At 71.2% G+C, this 18,095-nt stretch carries 12 protein-coding genes and 2 tRNA genes; 4 read left to right on the forward strand and 10 right to left on the reverse strand.

Annotated features, from left to right (window positions below; genetic code table 11):
• Positions 1 to 218 precede the first annotated feature (218 nt).
• Positions 219 to 1,157: a ribose-phosphate diphosphokinase gene (locus ACWER9_RS29900; protein WP_452304985.1), complete on the reverse strand. Its 939-nt coding sequence runs from the start codon at positions 1,155 to 1,157 to the stop codon at positions 219 to 221.
• Between the two features lie 130 nt (positions 1,158 to 1,287).
• On the opposite strand from ACWER9_RS29900, the gene glpK reads away from it, so the two are divergent.
• Positions 1,288 to 2,772, forward strand: coding sequence for a glycerol kinase GlpK (gene glpK / locus ACWER9_RS29905; RefSeq protein ID WP_452304986.1), 1,485 nt, complete (start codon positions 1,288 to 1,290; stop codon positions 2,770 to 2,772).
• A gap of 4 nt (positions 2,773 to 2,776) precedes the next feature.
• Here glpK and ACWER9_RS29910 read toward each other — a convergent pair whose 3' ends face one another.
• Entirely contained in the window at positions 2,777 to 3,610 is an 834-nt protein-coding gene (locus tag ACWER9_RS29910; protein ID WP_452304987.1) for a phosphoribosylaminoimidazolesuccinocarboxamide synthase, read from the reverse strand.
• Between the two features lie 138 nt (positions 3,611 to 3,748).
• Between ACWER9_RS29910 and ACWER9_RS29915 the strand changes: the two genes are divergently transcribed.
• Positions 3,749 to 5,104, forward strand: a complete 1,356-nt coding sequence (locus ACWER9_RS29915) for an ABC transporter substrate-binding protein (protein WP_452304988.1) — start codon at positions 3,749 to 3,751, stop codon at positions 5,102 to 5,104.
• 23 nt (positions 5,105 to 5,127) lie between these two features.
• Here the strand turns inward: ACWER9_RS29915 and ACWER9_RS29920 are convergent, their stop codons facing one another.
• Entirely contained in the window at positions 5,128 to 5,376 is a 249-nt protein-coding gene (locus ACWER9_RS29920; protein WP_452304989.1) for a hypothetical protein, read from the reverse strand.
• Positions 5,377 to 5,539: 163 nt separating this feature from the next.
• Between ACWER9_RS29920 and ACWER9_RS29925 the strand changes: the two genes are divergently transcribed.
• Complete coding sequence (locus ACWER9_RS29925) at positions 5,540 to 9,313, forward strand: S8 family serine peptidase (RefSeq protein ID WP_452304990.1); 3,774 nt, start codon at positions 5,540 to 5,542, stop codon at positions 9,311 to 9,313.
• A gap of 118 nt (positions 9,314 to 9,431) precedes the next feature.
• Here the strand turns inward: ACWER9_RS29925 and ACWER9_RS29930 are convergent.
• The 6 genes from ACWER9_RS29930 to ACWER9_RS29955 all read right to left on the reverse strand — a co-directional run bounded on the left by ACWER9_RS29930 (position 9,432) and on the right by ACWER9_RS29955 (position 15,538).
• Positions 9,432 to 9,505: transfer RNA gene (locus tag ACWER9_RS29930), tRNA-Met, on the reverse strand.
• 135 nt (positions 9,506 to 9,640) lie between these two features.
• Positions 9,641 to 9,714: transfer RNA gene (locus ACWER9_RS29935), tRNA-Met, on the reverse strand.
• Between the two features lie 89 nt (positions 9,715 to 9,803).
• Complete coding sequence (locus ACWER9_RS29940) at positions 9,804 to 10,754, reverse strand: hypothetical protein (protein ID WP_452304991.1); 951 nt, start codon at positions 10,752 to 10,754, stop codon at positions 9,804 to 9,806.
• Positions 10,744 to 11,253, reverse strand: a complete 510-nt coding sequence (locus tag ACWER9_RS29945; protein ID WP_452304992.1) for an RNA polymerase sigma factor — start codon at positions 11,251 to 11,253, stop codon at positions 10,744 to 10,746. The genes ACWER9_RS29940 and ACWER9_RS29945 overlap by 11 nt, the downstream gene beginning before the upstream one ends.
• 190 nt (positions 11,254 to 11,443) lie before the next feature.
• Positions 11,444 to 14,428, reverse strand: a complete 2,985-nt coding sequence (locus ACWER9_RS29950) for a UPF0182 family membrane protein (protein WP_452304993.1) — start codon at positions 14,426 to 14,428, stop codon at positions 11,444 to 11,446.
• A gap of 96 nt (positions 14,429 to 14,524) precedes the next feature.
• On the reverse strand, positions 14,525 to 15,538 hold the full coding sequence (locus tag ACWER9_RS29955) for a YlbL family protein (protein ID WP_452304994.1): 1,014 nt from the start codon (positions 15,536 to 15,538) through the stop codon (positions 14,525 to 14,527).
• 184 nt (positions 15,539 to 15,722) lie between these two features.
• On the opposite strand from ACWER9_RS29955, the gene ACWER9_RS29960 reads away from it, so the two are divergent.
• Positions 15,723 to 16,970 carry a zinc-dependent metalloprotease gene (locus tag ACWER9_RS29960; protein WP_452304996.1) on the forward strand — a complete coding sequence of 416 codons (1,248 nt, stop codon included), beginning with the start codon at positions 15,723 to 15,725 and terminating at the stop codon, positions 16,968 to 16,970.
• Between the two features lie 211 nt (positions 16,971 to 17,181).
• Here the strand turns inward: ACWER9_RS29960 and ACWER9_RS29965 are convergent, their stop codons facing one another.
• Positions 17,182 to 17,790: a hypothetical protein gene (locus ACWER9_RS29965; RefSeq protein ID WP_452304995.1), complete on the reverse strand. Its 609-nt coding sequence runs from the start codon at positions 17,788 to 17,790 to the stop codon at positions 17,182 to 17,184.
• Positions 17,791 to 18,095 lie beyond the last annotated feature (305 nt).

The raw sequence follows: 18,095 nt of genomic DNA on the forward strand, positions 1-18,095 counted from the left end.
GAGATCACCCGCAGCCTCAAACGCTACATAGCCCGCCAAATCTGGCGCATCCTCGAAGCCACCGCTTGACAGCAACCTTCACAGATCTTGCACTTGCTGTCCCGACGTAAAGGGCATTCCACGTTCTTCGACGACCGAAACTGCAAGATCGGCGCGGGAGGGGCGGGGAGCGAGGCAGGGGGCAGGGCGCGGGGGGCGGGGGCGGGGGTGGGGGGTGGTTAGGCGAAGAGGGCGGAGACGGACTCTCCGTTGTGGATTCGGCGTGTCGCTTCGGCCAGGGCGGGGGCGACCGACAGGACCTGCAACTTGGGTACCCGCTTGGCGGCCGGGATGGGGACCGTGTTGGTGCAGACGATCTCCAGGACGCCGTCCTGGTCGCTGAGCCGCTGCAGCGCGTCGCCGGAGAAGAGGCCGTGCGTGCAGGCGAGCCGGATCGACCGGACCTTCAGGCCGCGCAGGTGTTCCATCAGCTCGACCACCGTGCTGCCCTTGGCGATCTCGTCGTCGAGCACGATGACGTCCCGGTCGGCCACCTCGCCGATCACCGCGCTGATCTTGACGAGGTCGTCGCTGAACCGCTGCTTCGCCCCGGCCGCGACAGGTGTGCCGAGCAGCCGGGCGAAGGCCGCCGCCTCTTTGGCGTTGCCCAGGTCGGGCGAGACCACGACGGTGTTGCTGAGGTCGTAGCGCCGGAAGTGGGTGGCCAACTCCCGCAGCGCGTGCAGGTGGTCCACCGGGACGCTGAAGAAGCCGTGCACCTGCGGCGAGTGCAGGGTCATCGCGAGCACCCGGTCCGCACCGGCCGAGGTGAGCAGGTCGGCGACGAGGCGGGCGCCGATCGAGATCCGGGGGGCGTCCTTCTTGTCCGACCGGGCGTACGCGTAGTGCGGCAGCACCACCGTGATCCGACCGGCGGAGGCGCCCCGGGCGGCGTCGATCATCAACAGCAGCTCGACCAGGTGCTCCTGTACGGGCGGCACCAGCGGCTGGATCAGGAAGACGTCCCGCTCCCGGCAGTTGGCCTGCAACTGGACTTCCAGGCAGTCGTTCGCGAACCGGGAGACCCGCACCGGATGCAGCGGCACCCCCAGGTGGGCGCAGATCTCGGCGGCCAGGTCGGGATGGGCGGTTCCACTGAAAACGGCGATGTCGCGCACGTTCGCACATGGTAGGCGAAGCGGACGGCCGCCGACGGCTGCGGGCCGGAACCCATGATGCCGACGGCTCGGGGCCGGAACCGGCAGTGACGCCTGTCGCGCCGCGCTGTCGTCCGGGTACGGTGCTGCGGTGACCCCCCAGTACGTCGCCGCCATCGACCAGGGCACCACCTCCTCGCGCTGCATCGTCTTCGACCGGGCCGGGGACATCGTCGCCGTGGCCCAGCGCGAGCACCGGCAGATCTTTCCCCGACCGGGTTGGGTGGAGCACGACGCCGAGGAGATCTGGGACAACGTCCAGCAGGTGGTCGCCGAGGCGCTGCGGGCCGCCGGCACCGACGCGTCCGGCCTGGCCGCCGTCGGCATCACCAACCAGCGGGAGACCACTGTCGTCTGGGACCGGGCCACCGGCCGCCCGGTGGCCAACGCCATCGTCTGGCAGGACACCAGGACCGGGCCGCTGCTGCGCGAGCTTGCCTCGGCGTACGGCGAGGAGCGGTTCCGGGCCCGCACGGGCCTGCCGCTGGCCACCTACTTCGCCGGGCCGAAGCTGCGTTGGCTGCTTGACGAGGTCGACGGCCTCCGCGAGCGCGCCGAGCGCGGCGAGGTGCTCTTCGGCACCATGGACAGCTGGCTGGTCTGGAAGCTGACCGGCGAGCACGTCACCGACGTGACGAACGCCAGCCGGACCATGCTGATGGACCTCACGACACTGGACTGGGCGCCGGAGTTGCTCGACGCGATGGGCGTCCCGGCGGCGATGCTGCCGGAGATCCGCTGCTCCGCAGAGGTGTACGGCATGGCCGGCGGGGTGCTCGCCGGGGTGCCGGTGGCAAGTGCGCTCGGTGATCAGCAGGCCGCCCTGTTCGGGCAGACGTGCTTCCAGCCGGGCGAGGCGAAGTGCACCTACGGCACCGGCAGCTTCCTGCTGCTCAACACCGGCGCCACCCCGGTCCCGTCGACCCACGGCCTGCTCACCACGGTCGCCTATTGGATCAAGGACCAACCACCGGCGTACGCCCTGGAGGGCGCGATCGCCGTCACCGGCTCGCTCGTGCAGTGGCTGCGGGACAACCTCGGGCTGATCTCCACGGCCGCCGAGGTGGAGGAGTTGGCCAGCACGGTGGACGACAACGGCGGCTGCTACGTAGTGCCGGCGTTCTCCGGGCTGTTCGCCCCGCACTGGCGCAGCGACGCGCGCGGCGTGATCGCCGGTCTGACCGGCTACATCACCAAGGGGCACCTGGCGCGGGCGGCGCTTGAGGCGTCGGCGTGGCAGACCCGCGAGGTGGTCGACGCCATGAACGCCGACTCCGACGTGGCGCTGCGTCGGCTCCGGGTGGACGGCGGGATGACCGCCAACGGTCTGCTCATGCAGTTCCTCGCCGACGTCCTCGACGTGCCGGTGGTCCGGTCCCGGATCACCGAGACCACCTGCCTGGGCGCCGCCTACGCGGCAGGTCTGGCGGTCGGCTTCTGGCCGGACCTGGCCACCCTGCGGGCGCAGTGGCGCTCCGACGCCCAGTGGGAGTCGACGATGGCACCGGACCTGCGCGACCGGGAGCTGCACAACTGGCGCAAGGCAGTGCGGCGCACCCTCGACTGGGTGGAGTGAGCCGTCACTCCCAGCGGTTGCCGGTGAGCTTCTCGTAGACGTCGACGTAGCGGGCCCGGGTCGCCTCGATCACCTCGTCCGGCACGTCCGGAGCGGGGGGCTGCTTGTTCCAGCCGCTGCCGGTGGCCCAGTCCCGCACGTACTGCTTGTCGTAGGAGAACTGCACCCGGCCCGGCTGGTACGACTCGGCCGGCCAGAACCGCGACGAGTCGGAGGTGAGCAGCTCGTCGGCGAGGACCAGGGTGCCGTCCGGCGCCCAGCCCAGCTCGATCTTGGTGTCGGCGATCAGGATGCCCCGGTCGGCGGCCAGTTCGGCGCCGCGCCGGTAGATGTCGAGGGTGATCTGCCGCAGTCGCTCGGCAGTGGCCTCGCCCACCTTGGCCACCACGTCGTCGTACGTGATCGGCTCGTCGTGCTCACCCGCTGGCGCCTTGCTCGACGGCGTGAAGATCGGCTCGGGCAGGATCGACGCCTCGGCGAGCCCACGCGGCAGACGTACGCCGGACACCGAGCCGGTCTGCTCGTACTCCCGCAGACCGCCGCCGGTCAGGTAGCCGCGGGCGACGCACTCGACCGGGACCATGTCCAGCCGCTGGCAGCGGATCGCCCGCCCGGCGAACTCGGCGGGCACGTCGGTGGCCGAGATGACGTGGTTCGGCACCAGGTCGGCGAGCTGCTCGAACCACCAGAGCGACAGCGCGGTGAGCAGGCGGCCCTTGTCCGGGATCGGTGTCGGCAGCGGCACGTCGTAGATCGAGATGCGGTCCGAGGCCACCAGGATCAGATCGTCGCCGTCGGCGTAGACGTCCCGAACCTTGCCGGAGTGCAGAAGTTCCACGCGCCCTAGTACACCACGCGACATCGGGAGGGCCTGATTCGACCACCCAGCCGAGGGTGACCGGACGGACGTTGACACCTTCGTGCGCTGCCTGCGTGAATGGTCCGACCGCCGCCCCCGTAGGTGCAGGAGAGCCCCGTGCCCGTTGTTCGCCCCCCGCTCGACCGCCTCGGCGCCGACCCGGGCCGGCGCAGACTGCTCAGCGCGCTGCTCGGCGTACCTCTGCTCGCGTCCGGTGGGCTGGCGGGGTGCAGCGACGGCGCCACCACCTCGACCGAGGACGGGCCCGTCGAGCTGTCGGTCTTCTGGTGGGGTGGCACCAAGCGGGCCGAACTCACCGAGAAGGCGCTGCGGCTCTACTCGGACCGCAACCCCCGGGTCACCTTCCGGGTCACCTGGCAGGGCGCCGACGGTTACTACGACCGGCTGGCCACCCAGGCGGGCGGCGGGAACGTACCGGACCTGATCCAGATCGACGACGCCATGCTCACCGAGTACACCAAACGTCAGGTCATCCTCGACCTCACCGACCGCCACCTGGACCTGCAGGGCCTGCCGGAGGGTCTGATCCGCTACGGCACGGTGGAGGGGCGGACGATGGCGGTGGCCGCCGGGCAGACGCACGCCGTCGTGGTGTTCAACCGGGACCTGCTGCGGGAGCTGCAGATGCCGGAGCCGCGCGCCGGGATGACCTGGCCCGACTACGTCTCCTGGGCCACGCAGGTCACCGAGGCCAGCGACGGCCGGGTGGCCGGCACCATGGACGGGTCGGGTGACTACCGGGCGCTCTGGCTCTGGTTGCGGTCGCAGGGCGGCGAGTTCTACCGAGGCAACCAGCTCGGCTTCGGCGCGGACGAGCTGATCGCGTGGTTCGAGCTGTGGCAGCGGGCCCGCCGGGGGCGGGCCACGCCGAGCGCGGCCCTTGTCGAGCAGGCCGACAGCGGCGAGCCGGCCCGGCAACTTGTGGTGAACGGGGCGACCGCCGCCTCCTTCGCCTGGTCGCACCAACTACCGGAGCTGCAACGACTCACCGAGTCCGAGTTGGGCATCGTCGGCTTTCCCGGCCCCCCGGCGGCGCAGTGGGCCCGCGCGTCGATGTACTGGGCGGCGTTCCGGGGCACCCGTCACCCGGACGTGGTCGCCGACGTCATCAACTTCCTGACCACCAACGGCGAGGTCGGCACCGTCCTCGGTCACGAGCGTGGCCTGAACGCCAGCTCGGCGGTCCGCCGCTACGCCGAGGGCAGCATCACCGACTCGGCCCAGCGACGCGCCGCCGCGTTCGGCGCCAGCATCGCCGACCTGCTCGGGCCGGCGCCGGCGCCGCCGCCCCAGGGGCACGCCAAGGTACGCAGCCTGCTGGTCGCCGCCGCCGAGCGGATCCGCGTCCGGCGCGACGGGACCCGCGAGGCCACCGCTCGCTTCCTGTCCCAGGCCATCGCGGCCCTGGCGGCGGTGAGCACCGGCGACCAGCCCGGAGCCGGCCGCTGGTGACCTCCGGCGTCTCCGCGCCTCGGTCAGCGCGGCGGGCCACCTCGGCGGTTGCGCATGAGACGCAGCACCAGGAACACGATGATCGCGACCACGACCAGGCAGCAGAGCAGCGGGAGCACCCCGAAGCCGCCGCGGCCCCGCCGCCGGGCGGCCTCCACCACGATCTCGCCGGTGCCCGTGGACGCCCAGGCCGCGACGGGCACGAAGACCGCGAGGACGACCGCACCGAAGACCGCGCTCAGGCGGCCCCACCACTTACCGAATGAAGACATGTGCCCATCCTCGCCGAAGGGCGCAACCTCGGCACGTCGGTTCCGCGACGATTCACGGGACCGGATCGTGCGGAACGTCCCGGCCGATGCGCAACGCGCTCGCAACGCCCCGGCAAAAATGATGATCTTTACATGAATCTCTTGAGGTGATCGGATTCGCCTCATGGTGAACTCTGTAGACAGTCCGCGGATCTCGCGCACCCGAAGATCTGCGGCGGCAGCGGTAGGCGTCACACTCGTCGCCGCTCTCCTCACCCCCACGGCGGCGCACGGCGCCCCACCGCCCCCACCGCCGCCGGCCGGGACCGCGCCGAGCGGCAACGCGGACCGCACGCCAGTCACGGTCACGCTGATCACCGGCGACCGGGTGACGGTGACCCCGGGCGTGCACGGCGCAACCCCCTCGGTGGACGTGACGCGCGCGCCAGGCGCCACCGGCTCCGTGCGCATCTCGACGGAGGGCCGGGACACCTACGTGTACCCGGACGAGGCGATGCCCTACCTCGCCACCGGGCGACTCGACAAGCAGCTGTTCGACGTCACCAAGCTCGTCGCCGAGGGCTACGACGACGCGCGGACCGCCGAGCTCCCCCTGATCGTCACCCGTACGACCGGGTCGGCGAAGCTCAGGACCGGCACCACCCTGCCGGGCGCGCGGACCACGCTGGAGCTTCCCTCCGTCCGTGGCGAGGCGATCCGTGCCCGCCGATCGCAGGCCGCGGACTTCTGGTCCGCCCTCACCGCACGCCAGACGGCGTCGGCCCGCAGCGGCGCCACGTCGGTGCCCTCGTTCGCGGCCGGCGTGGACAAGGTGTGGCTCGACAGCAGGGCGAAGGCCACCCTGGCCGACACCACCGCCCAGGTCGGCGCGCCCGCGGCGTGGGCCGCAGGCGGCACCGGCGACGGTGTCCGGGTGGCCGTCCTGGACAGCGGGGTGGACACCACCCACCCGGACCTCGCCGACCGGGTGGTGGCCTCCCGGAGCTTCATCCCCGGCCAGGACGTGATCGACCGGAACGGGCACGGCACCCACACCGCCTCCACCGTGGCCGGGACGGGCGCCGCCTCCGGCGGCAAGGAGCGGGGCGTGGCCCCCGACGCCGACCTCGTGATCGGCAAGGTCCTCGACGAGAACGGCAGCGGCTCGATCTCGGGGATCATCGCGGGCATGGAGTGGGCCGCGCGGGCCGAGCGCGCCAAGGTGATCAACATGAGCCTCGGCGTGAGCGCGTGGCACACCCAGGACGACCCGTTGAGCCAGGCGGTCAACCAGCTGACCGCCGAGACCGGCGCGCTCTTCGTCGTCGCCGCCGGCAACAGCGGACCAGATCCGTACACCCTCGGCGCGCCGGGCACCGCGGACGCCGCGCTGACCATCGGCGCGGTGGACACCTCCGACCACCTGGCGGACTTCTCAAGTGCCGGGCCCCGGACGAACGACGAGGCCCTCAAGCCCGACATGACCGCTCCGGGTGTGGACGTGCTTGCGGCACGCTCGCAGCACATGCCCTGGGGCGAGGGTTACTACCGCGTCGACAGTGGCACGTCGATGGCGGCGCCGCACGTCGCCGGCGCGGCTGCCCTGCTGGTGCAGAAGCACCCGACCTGGAGTGCGCAGCAGATCAAGGACGCGCTGATGGGCACCAGCGTCCGCACCCCCGGCTACACCGCCTACCAGGCCGGCAGTGGTCGACTGAACGTCGCCGCCGCCTACCACCAGGACCAGGTCCTCGCGACCGGGTCGGTCGACGCGGGCCTCGTCGGCTGGGGCAGCACCCCTCAGCCGATCAAGCGGACGATCACCTACACCAACACGACGGACAGCCCGATCGCGTTGGAGCTTTCGGTCGACTCCGGCACCTCCCCCGCGCGGACGTTCACGGCAACCGCCGACCGCGTCACGGTGCCCGCCCGCGCGAGCGCGACTGTCGACGTCGTGGTGGCTCCGGCCGGCCTTCCCGCCGGCAGATACTCCGACCAGGTCACGGCCCGCTTCGCGGCCGGGCAGGTGCACACCGCCGTCGGGGTCGCCGTCGAGTCCAAGAAGTACGACCTCACCATCCACCTGAAGGACCGCGCCGGCCGGCCGATGAGCGGCGAGGTCGAGGTCGTCAACGCCGAGACCGGCTCCGCCTTCATGTGGGTACCGGACGGGAAGCTCACCGCCCGCCTGGCGCCCGGCTCCTACACGATCGTGACCGCGGCGGACGTGCAGGGTCTGCGCGGGCCCCGATCGCTCGGGCTCGCGATGCTCACCGCTCCCGAGGTCGACCTGACGACAAACCGGGTGGTGGAACTCGACGCCGCGAAGGCCCGCCAGGTGAAGGTGGCGACACCCCAGCCCACCGCCGTCGTCAACAGCAGGCTCGACGTCTACCGCTCGTTCACCGCGAGCGAGCCGACCCCCACCGACTGGAGCGCGCTGCGCGAGACCTTCTGGCCGGGTGCCGCCTACGACAGCCTCTGGGCGTTGCCGACCGGGGGCACGGTGAAGAAGGGCAGCTTCGTCTTCACCACCCGCATCCGCGCCGCACAGACACCGTTGGCGATCAGCTACCACGGCCGTCAGCTCAGCGACCCGCTCGCGCAGCCCGGTTCCCCGCCGCTGCCCGAGGGCACCTCGCGGCTCGACGCGGTCTTCGCTGGCGGCGGCAGCAGCGGCGACTACGCGGGCCTCCCCGCCCGGGGCCGGGCCGTGGTGGTCCGCGGCAACGACTCGGTGACCCCGGCGGATCAGGCGGCAGCGGCGCACACCGCCGGCGCCGCGATGCTCGTGGTGGTCAACGACCGGGCGGGCCGCAAGAGCGACTGGTACGGCAACCCCGACGCCGTGACGACCGGCCCGATCCCGGTGGCGTCGGTGACCATGGACGAGGGCGAAGCGCTGATCCAGAAGATCACCTCTGCCGGGCGCAACCCGGTACGACTGGTCGTGGTCGCCCACCCCCGGGCGAAGTACCTGTACGACCTGGTGGACTACCACCGGGGCGGGGTGCCGAAGGACCCGTCCGCCAAGACCGACCCGGGCAACCTCGCCCGGATCGACCTCACCTTCTCCCCGCCCCCGGGGAAGCAGTCCACCGAGACCCGGATGGACTTCCCGCCGTACGAGTACGCGGCGGCACGCCCGTTCCCGTTCGAGCCGGTCGCGCCGGGGCCGCGTACCGACTGGGTCTCGGCGGGTGGCGGCATCAGGTGGATGCAGTACGCCGACGTCGTCGACTGGGCGCGGTCCAACACGGAGGCCATCGCCTACCGGCCGGGCAGCGTCCAGAAGGACCGTTTCTTCGGGCCCATCACCCGGCCACGGCTGCTCAGCACCGAGATCCCGTTCCGTGGGGAGACCGCCATGAGCGCCTACATCCAGGGGTTCGGCGACGCGGGTGCCGCACACAGTGGTGGGGCCAGCATGTCGCAGGTCGCCACCTTCTACCAGGGCGACAAGCAGCTGACCCGCTTCGACGGCTGGCCCGAGGTCGGCGCAGGCGACCTGTCGCCGGAGAAACTGCCGTACCGGCTGGTCGTCGAGACGGTGGGCAAGCCCGAGTTCAGCCCGTACTCGACCGCCACGCACACCGAGTGGAGGTTCGTCTCCGGCGGCAGCACGGAGGTGCAGGCCATTCCGCTGGTCCAGTTGGACTACGGGACGGACGTGGACCTCGCGGGTCGGACGAAGCGCCGAACCGACGTCGCGATCACGCCAGTCGTGGTGGGCAGCACCGCGGCTCGGGACGGCGTGTCGTCACTCCGGTTGGAGGTCTCCTACGACGACGGGGCGACCTGGCAGCGGCAGGACCTGAGGGAGAAGAGGGGCACCTGGCGGGCGTCGTTGAACGCGCCGCACCGGGCCGAGTTCGTGTCGATCCGGGTCACCGCCACGCAGCGCAACGGCGGCGGCGTCACCCAGACCGTCACCCGGGCCTTCGGCCTGCGCTAGCAGCCGCAGGGGGCCGGCGCCGACGAGGTGCCGGCCCTCTCGGGGCCCTCAGCGCGCACCGGCACCAAGAAGTCCGGCCCCCACAGCGTGGGGGCCGGACTCGCATCACTTCCAGTTGTAGCGGGGACAGGATTTGAACCTGCGACCTCTGGGTTATGAGCCCAGCGAGCTACCGAGCTGCTCCACCCCGCGTCGGCCCGTTAAGACTAGCCCACTCCACCCGGCGATGATCAGCCGGGGTCGGCAACCGCCGCACTCAGCACCCTGACATGTCGAAAGCCCGCCTCCGGTGACCCGGAGACGGGCTTCGAACTGACGGTTCTCTCGTAGCGGGGACAGGATTTGAACCTGCGACCTCTGGGTTATGAGCCCAGCGAGCTACCGAGCTGCTCCACCCCGCGTCGGCTCGCTAACCGTAGCGCACCGACCCGGGGCACCGCAAAACGACTCCGATACCGACAACGGCCCACGCCTCCGACCTGGGCCGTCGTCAGCCGAGCCAGGCCTCGATCGCCGCGACCGCCCGTCGACTGTCGGCATCGACCCGGGACCGCACCGCCACCGTGTGCTCCCAACCCTGCTCCCAGAGCACCGTCACCACGTCGCCGACCCGGACCGCCCGGACCAACCGCACCTCCTCCGCGCCCGGCTCCCCCATCCCGTCCGGCATCGGGGACCGCATCTCGAACAACACCGCCTCGTCCCCGTACGTCCCCGGGGGCAGCAGCCGCTGTCGCCACGTCCTGCCGTCGTCCGGCAGTTTCTGGTCGGGGCAACCGCGGACGGCCTCCCGCAGCTCCCGCAGGGCGTCGTCGGCGTGACCCGTCCGGTAGATGGTGATGGTGTGCCGGTAGCTGCCGTCCGGCACGTTCCCCGTCGGCGCCTCCGGCGACTTGTAGGCCAGATACCGGCCACGGCGCTGAACCATGGCCGAGTCGCTGGGGAGGCGCGATCCGCACAGCGTGGGCAGCGCCGGGCCCTCCGCCCACGATTCCAACCCGGTCCGGTTCGGGGCCGCCAACACGAAGAAGGCGCGGTCCGGGATCGAGGTGGGCGGCCGGGGTGCCGCCGTGCCGTTGGGCGGCTGCGACGGCGTACCGCTCGGGGTGGTCCGCGACGGTGGCGGCGACGAAGGTGTCGACGAGGGTGTCGACGCCGGGGTCGGCGTGGGTGACGGCCGCGCAGTCGCAGTCGCCCCGGTCAGCGCCGGACCCGGTGTGTCCGCGGGCGGGGGCAGCGGCGCCGAGCCGTCCGCCGGGTACGCCAGTCGGCCGCCGACGGCCACCCCGGCCACGAGCAGCGCCACCGCGAGCGTCGAGCCGGCGAGCCGGGCCCGGGCACGCCGGTCGGCGAACCGCCGAAGCGACTCGGGACGGGTCAGCTCGTGGCCGTCCGCGACGGTGCCGAGAGATCGGTACAGGTCAGAGAGTTCAGCTGACATCGTTCGCCTCCAACTCCACGACGCAGAGGTCGGGCAGCAGTGCGGCCAGCCGGGACCGGCCTCGGGACAGCCAGGACTTGACGGTGCCGACCGGGACGTCGGTCTCCCGGGCGATCTCCTCGACGGACATGTCGAAGAGGTAGTGCAGGGCCAGCGCCTGCCGGTGCGTGGCGGGCAACTGCCGCAGCGCCCCGACCAGCAGCACCCCGTCCTCGCTCGGCGGGGGTGCGACCGCAGGTGGTCCGGTACGGCTCAGCACGGCCCGCCAGCGGTGCAGACGTCGCCACCTGTCGGTCGCCAGCCGGGCCACCACCAGTCGAAGCCACGCCTCCGGCGCCGGGTGCGACGACAGTCGCCCCCACTGCCGCCAGGCCCGGGTGTACGCCTCCTGCACCAGGTCCTGCGCCTCGCTGCGGTCGCCAGCGACCGCGTAGCCGTAGCGCATCATCCGCCGCTCGGTGCTGCGGTAGAAGTCGTCGAAGCTCTGTGCGTCCCGCACGGCTGACCCCCCTCGTTCCCACCCCGTCGCAATGAGGACGGCGGACCGGCGTCGCCGGTTGCGGTGCGGGACGGAGCTGTCAGTGACGTGACAGACACCCACAGATCAGGACACGGCAGAGCCCCCGCCGTGCGGACCTGACGCGGTCCGAACGACGGGGGCTCGGCGGGGAACTCCGTGCGGCCTCGGGTCAGCCGCCAGCGCTCGGGCTGGCACCGGGCGCACCGGCGGCCTGCTGCGCCTGCTGGAACGCGGTGAGCGCCTCGTCCAACGCCTTCAGCGCACGCCCGTACCGCTCGAAGTCACCGGACGTCTGCGCGGCCCGGACCTCGGTGATCGCGGTCTGCACCCGGTCCGCGGCGGCGGCCAGGTCACCGGCCGGCGGTGGGGTGCCGGCGCTCGGGGTCGCCGTCGGTGTCGGCGACGGCGTGCCCGAGGGCGTCGGCGTCGGAGACGTCGGGTTGCCCCCGGTCGTCGGAGGCGGCGACGTGCCCTGCCCGGCCTTCTTGCCCTGCTCGACCAACTGCTTGATGCCGTCGTTGATGTTGTCGGCGAGCGCCACGAAGGAGCCACCGTCACCGTACGAGAGCAGCACCTTCTGCAACAGCGGGTAGGCGTCCTGCTGGTTGCTCTTCACGTAGACCGGCTCGACGTAGAGCATCCCGTCGGCGAACGGCAACGAGAGCAGGTTGCCGTACTGCACCTGCGCCTGGTTGCTGGAGAGCAGGTTGAGCTGCTGACGGATGTTGGCGTTGTTGGTCATCTGCTGGTGCACCTGCACCGGGCCGGAGATCCGGGTCTGATCCGGCAACTCCAGCACCTCAAGCCGAGGCTTCCCGTCGACGTACGACCCGGAGATCAGCGCGGCGAGGTTCTGCCGGCCGTTCGGGGTGACCGCCGAGGTGAGCTGGAACCGCGGGCTCTCCTGCCCCGGGAACTGGGTGAAGAGGTAGTACGGAGGCTGCTTCTGACCGCTGTCCGGGGCGTCCGGCACGTTCGGCACCTGCCAGAAGTCCTGAGCGGAGTAGAAGTCACCCGGGTTGGTCACGTGGAACTTGGTGAGCAGGTTGCGCTGCACCTTGAACATGTCCGCCGGGTAGCGCAGGTGCTCGTTCAGCTCGACCGGGATCTCCGCCTTCGGCAACACCAGGTCGCCGCCGAACGCCTTGTTCCACGCCTTGAGCACCGGGTCGGTGTCGTCGTACTCGTAGAGCTTCACCGTGCCGTCGTACGCGTCGACGGTGGCCTTCACCGAGTTGCGCATGTAGTTGACGTCCTCCCGGGCCAGCTGGAAGGTGCCCCGGTTGGTCAACTCGTCGGTGGTCTCGGTCTGCAGGTTGACCCTCTCGGCGTACGGGTAGGACGCCGCCGTGGTGTAGCCGTCCACGATCCACTGCACCCGACCGTCGACCACCGCCGGGTACGGGTCGCCGTCGAGCGTCAGGAACGGCGCGACCTTCTCCACCCGGTCCCGCGGGTTACGCACGTAGAGCAGCTTGGAGTCCTCGTTGACCGCCTCGGAGAGCAGGAAGTTCGACTCCTGCTCCTTGATGGCGTACAGCAGTCGTCGGGCGAAGGAGCCGATCTCCACGCCGCCCTCACCCGTGTAGGTGTAGGACTCGCCGCCACCCTCACCGACCGGCCTGTCGAACTCGGCCTTCTTGTTCGGGTCGGACTGCCCGACGATGGCGTAGTCGTCGGCCGCCATCCGCTCGCCGTAGTAGATGCGCGGCTGCTTGGCCGGGATCTGCTCGGTCTGCGAGGAGCACGCCTCCTGGGTCTTCTCACCGAGGAAACCAGAGACGAAGAAGGGCTGCCCACCGCAGACCACCTGATTGGCCGGGGCGGCCACCAGCCCGTACCCGTGGGTGTAGACGGTGTGCCGGTTGATCCAGGTGTTCTGCTGGTCGGTCAACTCGCCGTAGTTGATCTCCCGGACGCCGACCACGTAGTCGGAGACCTTCCCGTTCACCCCGTACCTGTCGATGTCCAGCTTCGGGCCGAAGTCGTAGAAGCCACGCACCTGCTGGAGCTGGGTGTACGTCTCGCTGACCAGTTGCGGGTCGAGCAGCCGCACGTTCGACACCACGGACGTGTCGGTGGCCAGGTTGCCCGGTGGGGTGAGGTTGCTCGCCGCGTACGGGGTCGTCTCGGTGGCCCCCAACCCGAACGCCGCCCGCGTCGCGTCGATGCTGCGCTGGATGTACGGCGCTTCCTTGTCCTTGGCGCTCGGCTTGACCTCGAAGGTCTGCACCGCCCAGGGGTAGATGCCGCCGATGGCCACCGCGGACACACCGAGCAGCGCCAGCGAGATCCCCGGCCAGACCAGGTTCCGCATCCAGGCGTTGGAGAACACGAGGATCGCGATCGCCACCACGATCGAGATGTAGGCGAGGATCTCCTTCGCCGGCAGCAACGCGTTGACGTCGGCATAGCCGGCGCCGTACAACTTGGCGCCCTCGTTGTACTCCAGCAGCATCGCCCGCCGGTCCAACACGTACGCGATCGCCTTCAACAGCACGAAGACCGCGACCAGGGTGCTCAGGTGCGCGCGGGCCGCGTTGCTCATCCGGTCGCCGACGCCCTGGAGGCGGACACCACCGAACAGGTAGTGCACCGCAAGCGCCCCGATCACGGCAAGCACCACGGCGGTGAAGGCGACCCCGAGCAGGTAACGCCAGAACGGCAACTGGAAGACGTAGAAGCCGATGTCGACCCCGAACTCCGGGTCCTTGATGCCGAAGTCACCGCCGTTGCGGAAGAGCAGCCACTGGTTCCACCGGTTCTGCGCGGAGAGGCCCGCGAAGAGCCCGACCACCGCGGCGGTCAGCGCGATCCAGGTGCCGAGACGCGGTGTGAGCACCATCCGGTAGCGCTCAAGCGTCGCCTGCTCCACCGAGTGCGGACGCAGCCGCGGGCGCAACCGGTAGGCCAGCCACAGGTTGCCACCGACGATCACCGCCATGCCGAGGCCGATGGCGAGGAAGAGCACCAACCGGGTGAGCAGGACACCGGTGAAGACCTCGGTGTAACGGACCTCGTCGAACCAGAGCCAGTCGGTCCACGCCTGGACACCCCAGCCGAGCAGGGTGAAGAGCACGAACACCCCGACCAGGACAGCGATGGTGACGCGCCCGCGCCGGCTCATCCTCGGGAGGGGGCTGCTGCTACGCATGACCACTGTTGGCTCCGCACGCTCGATATGATCAGCTCCGACCAGGCACCCAGAGTACGGGGTGTTCCTGAGCGTGGCGGGGCACGGTCACATCGGTCAGCAACGCGTCGGCTGACCGCCCGAGCGCAACGTCTCCAGAGCGGTCATCGCCTCGTCCAACGAACCCACCCGCAACAACGGCAGGTCGGGCTGCGGATTGCGGACCGCCTCGGCACAGTTGTCCGCCGGCACCAGGAAGACCTTGGCCCCGGCGCGCTTGGCGCCGACAAGCTTCTGGGCGATCCCGCCGATCGGGCCGACAGCGCCCTCGTCGTCGATGGTGCCGGTGCCGGCGATGATCTGGCCGCCGGTGAGGTCGGCCGGGGTCAGCTTGTCCACGATCCCCAGGGCGAACATCAGACCGGCGCTCGGACCACCGATGTCACCCAGGTCGATGCCGAGCGTGAACGGGTGCGGCTGCTGCTGATCGATCTCGACACCGATGCGCGGCCGACCGTCCTTCTCCTGACTTGTCACCGTCGCGGTGGCCGGCACGCCGTCGCGGGTGTAACCGATCGTCAACGCCGTGCCCGCCGGCTTGGCCCGGACCAGCTCGGTGACCTTCGCGGCGATCGGCACCGGCTGGCCGTCGACCGAGGTGATCAGATCGCCGGTCTTCAGCGCACCGACCGCCGGGCCGTCCCCGGCCACCGTCTTGACCACCACCTGCACCGGAAAGCCCAGCTCCCGCAGCGCGGCGGTCTCCGCGCTCGTCTGCGACGCCTTGAAGTCCTCGGCGTTGCGCTGCTCGACCTGCTCCGTCGACTCCCCCGGCGGGTAGACCAGCTCACGCGGCACCACCGCCTCGTCGTCGGAGAACCAGCCCGCGATCGCCCCCCGCAACCGCACCGTGGGCTGCACGCCCACCGTCGTCAGCCGCAACTGGCCGGCCGAGGTCGAGGTCTCCCGACCGGAGACCTGGATGACCTCCTTGCCGTCCTCCGTACCGAGGGTGTTGACCGTCGGCCCCGGGCCCAGCACCACGTACGGAATCGGCACCCGGAGGACCCCGATGCTCAACAGGGCGGTGAACAGGGCACCGAGCAGGACCGTCAGGCCACGACGTCTCATGCCGCAGAGCGTACCGACCGGGCGCGGGCCACCCGCCGGATGCGCCGCGCGACTTCGCCCTCAGCGCAACGCCAGCGGCGGCGACCTGGGGCGCGGTCCGCGTACCGTAGGTGTCGTGCCTGATATTCCGTTCGGTTTCGCGCTCCCGGGTGGGCAGCCACCAGACCCCAACGATCCCGCGCAGATGCAGCAGTTCATGTCGCAGTTGCAGCACCTGCTCTCCGCGCCGGGCAGCGGGCCGGTCAACTGGGACCTGGCCCGGCAGGTAGCAGCCAGCCAACTCGCGGCCGCCGGTGACCCGGCGGTGTCGATGTACGAGCGCAACGCGGTCGAGGAGGCGCTACGCCTCGCCGACCTGTGGTTGGAGCCCGCCTCGGCGTGGCCCACCGGCATCCAGAACCCGGTTGCCTGGAACCGCAATGAGTGGATCTTCAAGACGCTCGACGTGTGGCGCAAGCTCTGCGACCCGGTTGCCAGCCGGATGGTCGGCGCGATGGGCGACCTGGTGCCACCCGAGGCCCGCGCCCAGCTCGGCCCGATGCAGTCGATGGTGACCTCGCTCGGTGGCGCGCTCTTCGGCGGTCAGCTCGGCCAGGCCCTCGGGTCGCTCGCCGCGGAGGTGCTCTCCGCCGGCGACATCGGGCTGCCGCTCGGCCCGGCCGGCACGGCCGCGCTGATCCCGGCAAACATCCGGGCGTACGGCGAGGGCCTGGAACTCCCCGAGGACGAGGTCCGCCTCTACGTGGCGCTGCGCGAGGCCGCCCACCAGCGGCTGTTCCAGCACGTCCCGTGGTTGCGCGGGCACGTGTTGAGCGCGGTCGAGATGTACGCCTCCGGCATCCGCGTCAACCGGGAGGCGATCGAGGAGGCCATGGGTCGGGTAGACCCGACCGACCCCGAGTCGATGCAGGCGATCGCCCTGGAGGGCATCTTCACTCCGGAGGACACCCCGGCGCAGAAGGCTTCGCTGGCTCGACTGGAGACCGCACTGGCCCTGGTCGAGGGCTGGGTGTGCCACGTCGTGGACAGCGCCGCCAGCGACCGGCTGCCCAACGTCGTCCGGCTTGGCGAGGCGTTCCGCCGTCGCCGGGCCGCCGGCGGGCCCGCCGAGCAGACCTTCGCCGCGCTCGTCGGCCTGGAGCTGCGCCCCCGCCGGCTGCGCGAGGCCGCGGCGCTCTGGGCCGCACTCACCCAGCACCGTGGCATCGAAGGCCGAGACGCCGTCTGGGGCCACCCGGACCTGCTCCCGTCGGACGACGACTTCGCCGACCCGGTCGCCTTCGCGATGAACGACGTGGACCTCAGCGAACTGGACAGCTTCGACTTCACCGCCCCCGGCGGTGTGCAGGAGCAGGCCCCCGGCCAGTCGGGTCAGTCGGGTCAGTCGGATCCCTCGGATGGGACCGAGGGCGAGGGCGACGCCAAGTCCTGACGTCCGCGCGTGGCCCGTCGTACCGGGGTGCCCGAATGATCGACAACGGGCACCCCGGTACGCGTTCGCCCCGCCCGCCTCACGCCAAGATCGTGCTCGAACCTGGTTGTAGTGGTGTCCGGGGCGTGGGAAACCACTACATCAAGGATCGAGCGCGATCTTGGGCGGCGGCCCGTCGCAGGGCTGCCTGCTGATCGCACCCTGCCACGGTTCAGGCAGGCCGACCCGCCCCGGAGAGAAGGGCGCGGGTCGCGTCCCAACCCTCGAAGGCCGGGTCCAGCGTGGCCAGGTCCGCCGGGCCGCGCAGTCGCCGCCAGCCGGCGGTGACAGCCACGTCACCCGGGCGCGGGGCATCGGCACGCGCGTCAACAGGCGTCGCCGTGTCCAGGTGCAGTGTGGGTAGCCAGCCCGGCGCGGGCAGTCGTACCGCCACCCCGAGCAGACCAGGGCCGCCGCCCTCGACCGGAGCCACCGCGACCGGCCGGGTGGTGAGCGGGCGGAGCAGCTTGCCGACGGTCAGGGCAGGCAGGTCAGGTACGTCACCGACAAGCACGGCCGCCTGGTCGTACCCCTCAAGCGCGGCGAAGACAGCGTTCGGCGTCGGCTCGGCCACCTCGTACACTGCCGTGCCGGGCCACACCAGCGCATCGGCCAGAGCCCGGTCGACCGGGGTCACCGCGACGGCGACCTCCACCTCGTTGAGCGTGGCGAGCAGGTCGATGACGTCTTCCGCGAGTGCCGCTCGCCATGCCGCCGGGTCGACACCGGGCGGCGACCAGTGCACCGGCCCGAGTAATGCCACCACCACCCGTCGCGCCATCCCCCGACCCTAGCGCCCCACCCCGTACGACCACCCCACCCGGCCTCACCCCCGCCCGGCCCCACCCCCGCCCGGCCCCACCCCCGCCCGGCCTCACCGGCGGCCGGCCCCACCGGCGGCCGGCCCCACCGGCGGCCGGCCTCACCTCTGCCCGGCCCCACCCGGCCGCGTGATCGACTCGGCTTCCTTGAAGTCGCGGTATCCGAGGGCGGCGGTTTCAAGCGGCTGTTGCAACGAGGTGTTTGTGGAGTACCTCGGCTGGATTCTGCCAGTCGAGGGTTTGGCGTGGTCGTCCGTTGAGTTCG

It is taken from the genome of Micromonospora sp. NPDC003944, assembly GCF_053605225.1.

Excerpts from the sequence above, each read along its gene's own strand:
- ACWER9_RS29955 (WP_452304994.1), bottom strand. The coding sequence starts at position 15,538 with ATGAGACGTCGTGGCCTGACGGTCCTGCTCGGTGCCCTGTTCACCGCC.
- ACWER9_RS29940 (WP_452304991.1), bottom strand. The coding sequence starts at position 10,754 with ATGTCAGCTGAACTCTCTGACCTGTACCGATCTCTCGGCACCGTCGCG.
- ACWER9_RS29960 (WP_452304996.1), top strand. The coding sequence starts at position 15,723 with ATGCAGCAGTTCATGTCGCAGTTGCAGCACCTGCTCTCCGCGCCGGGC.
- ACWER9_RS29925 (WP_452304990.1), top strand. The coding sequence starts at position 5,540 with ATGGTGAACTCTGTAGACAGTCCGCGGATCTCGCGCACCCGAAGATCT.
- ACWER9_RS29950 (WP_452304993.1), bottom strand. The coding sequence starts at position 14,428 with ATGCGTAGCAGCAGCCCCCTCCCGAGGATGAGCCGGCGCGGGCGCGTC.
- ACWER9_RS29920 (WP_452304989.1), bottom strand. The coding sequence starts at position 5,376 with ATGTCTTCATTCGGTAAGTGGTGGGGCCGCCTGAGCGCGGTCTTCGGT.
- ACWER9_RS29965 (WP_452304995.1), bottom strand. The coding sequence starts at position 17,790 with ATGGCGCGACGGGTGGTGGTGGCATTACTCGGGCCGGTGCACTGGTCG.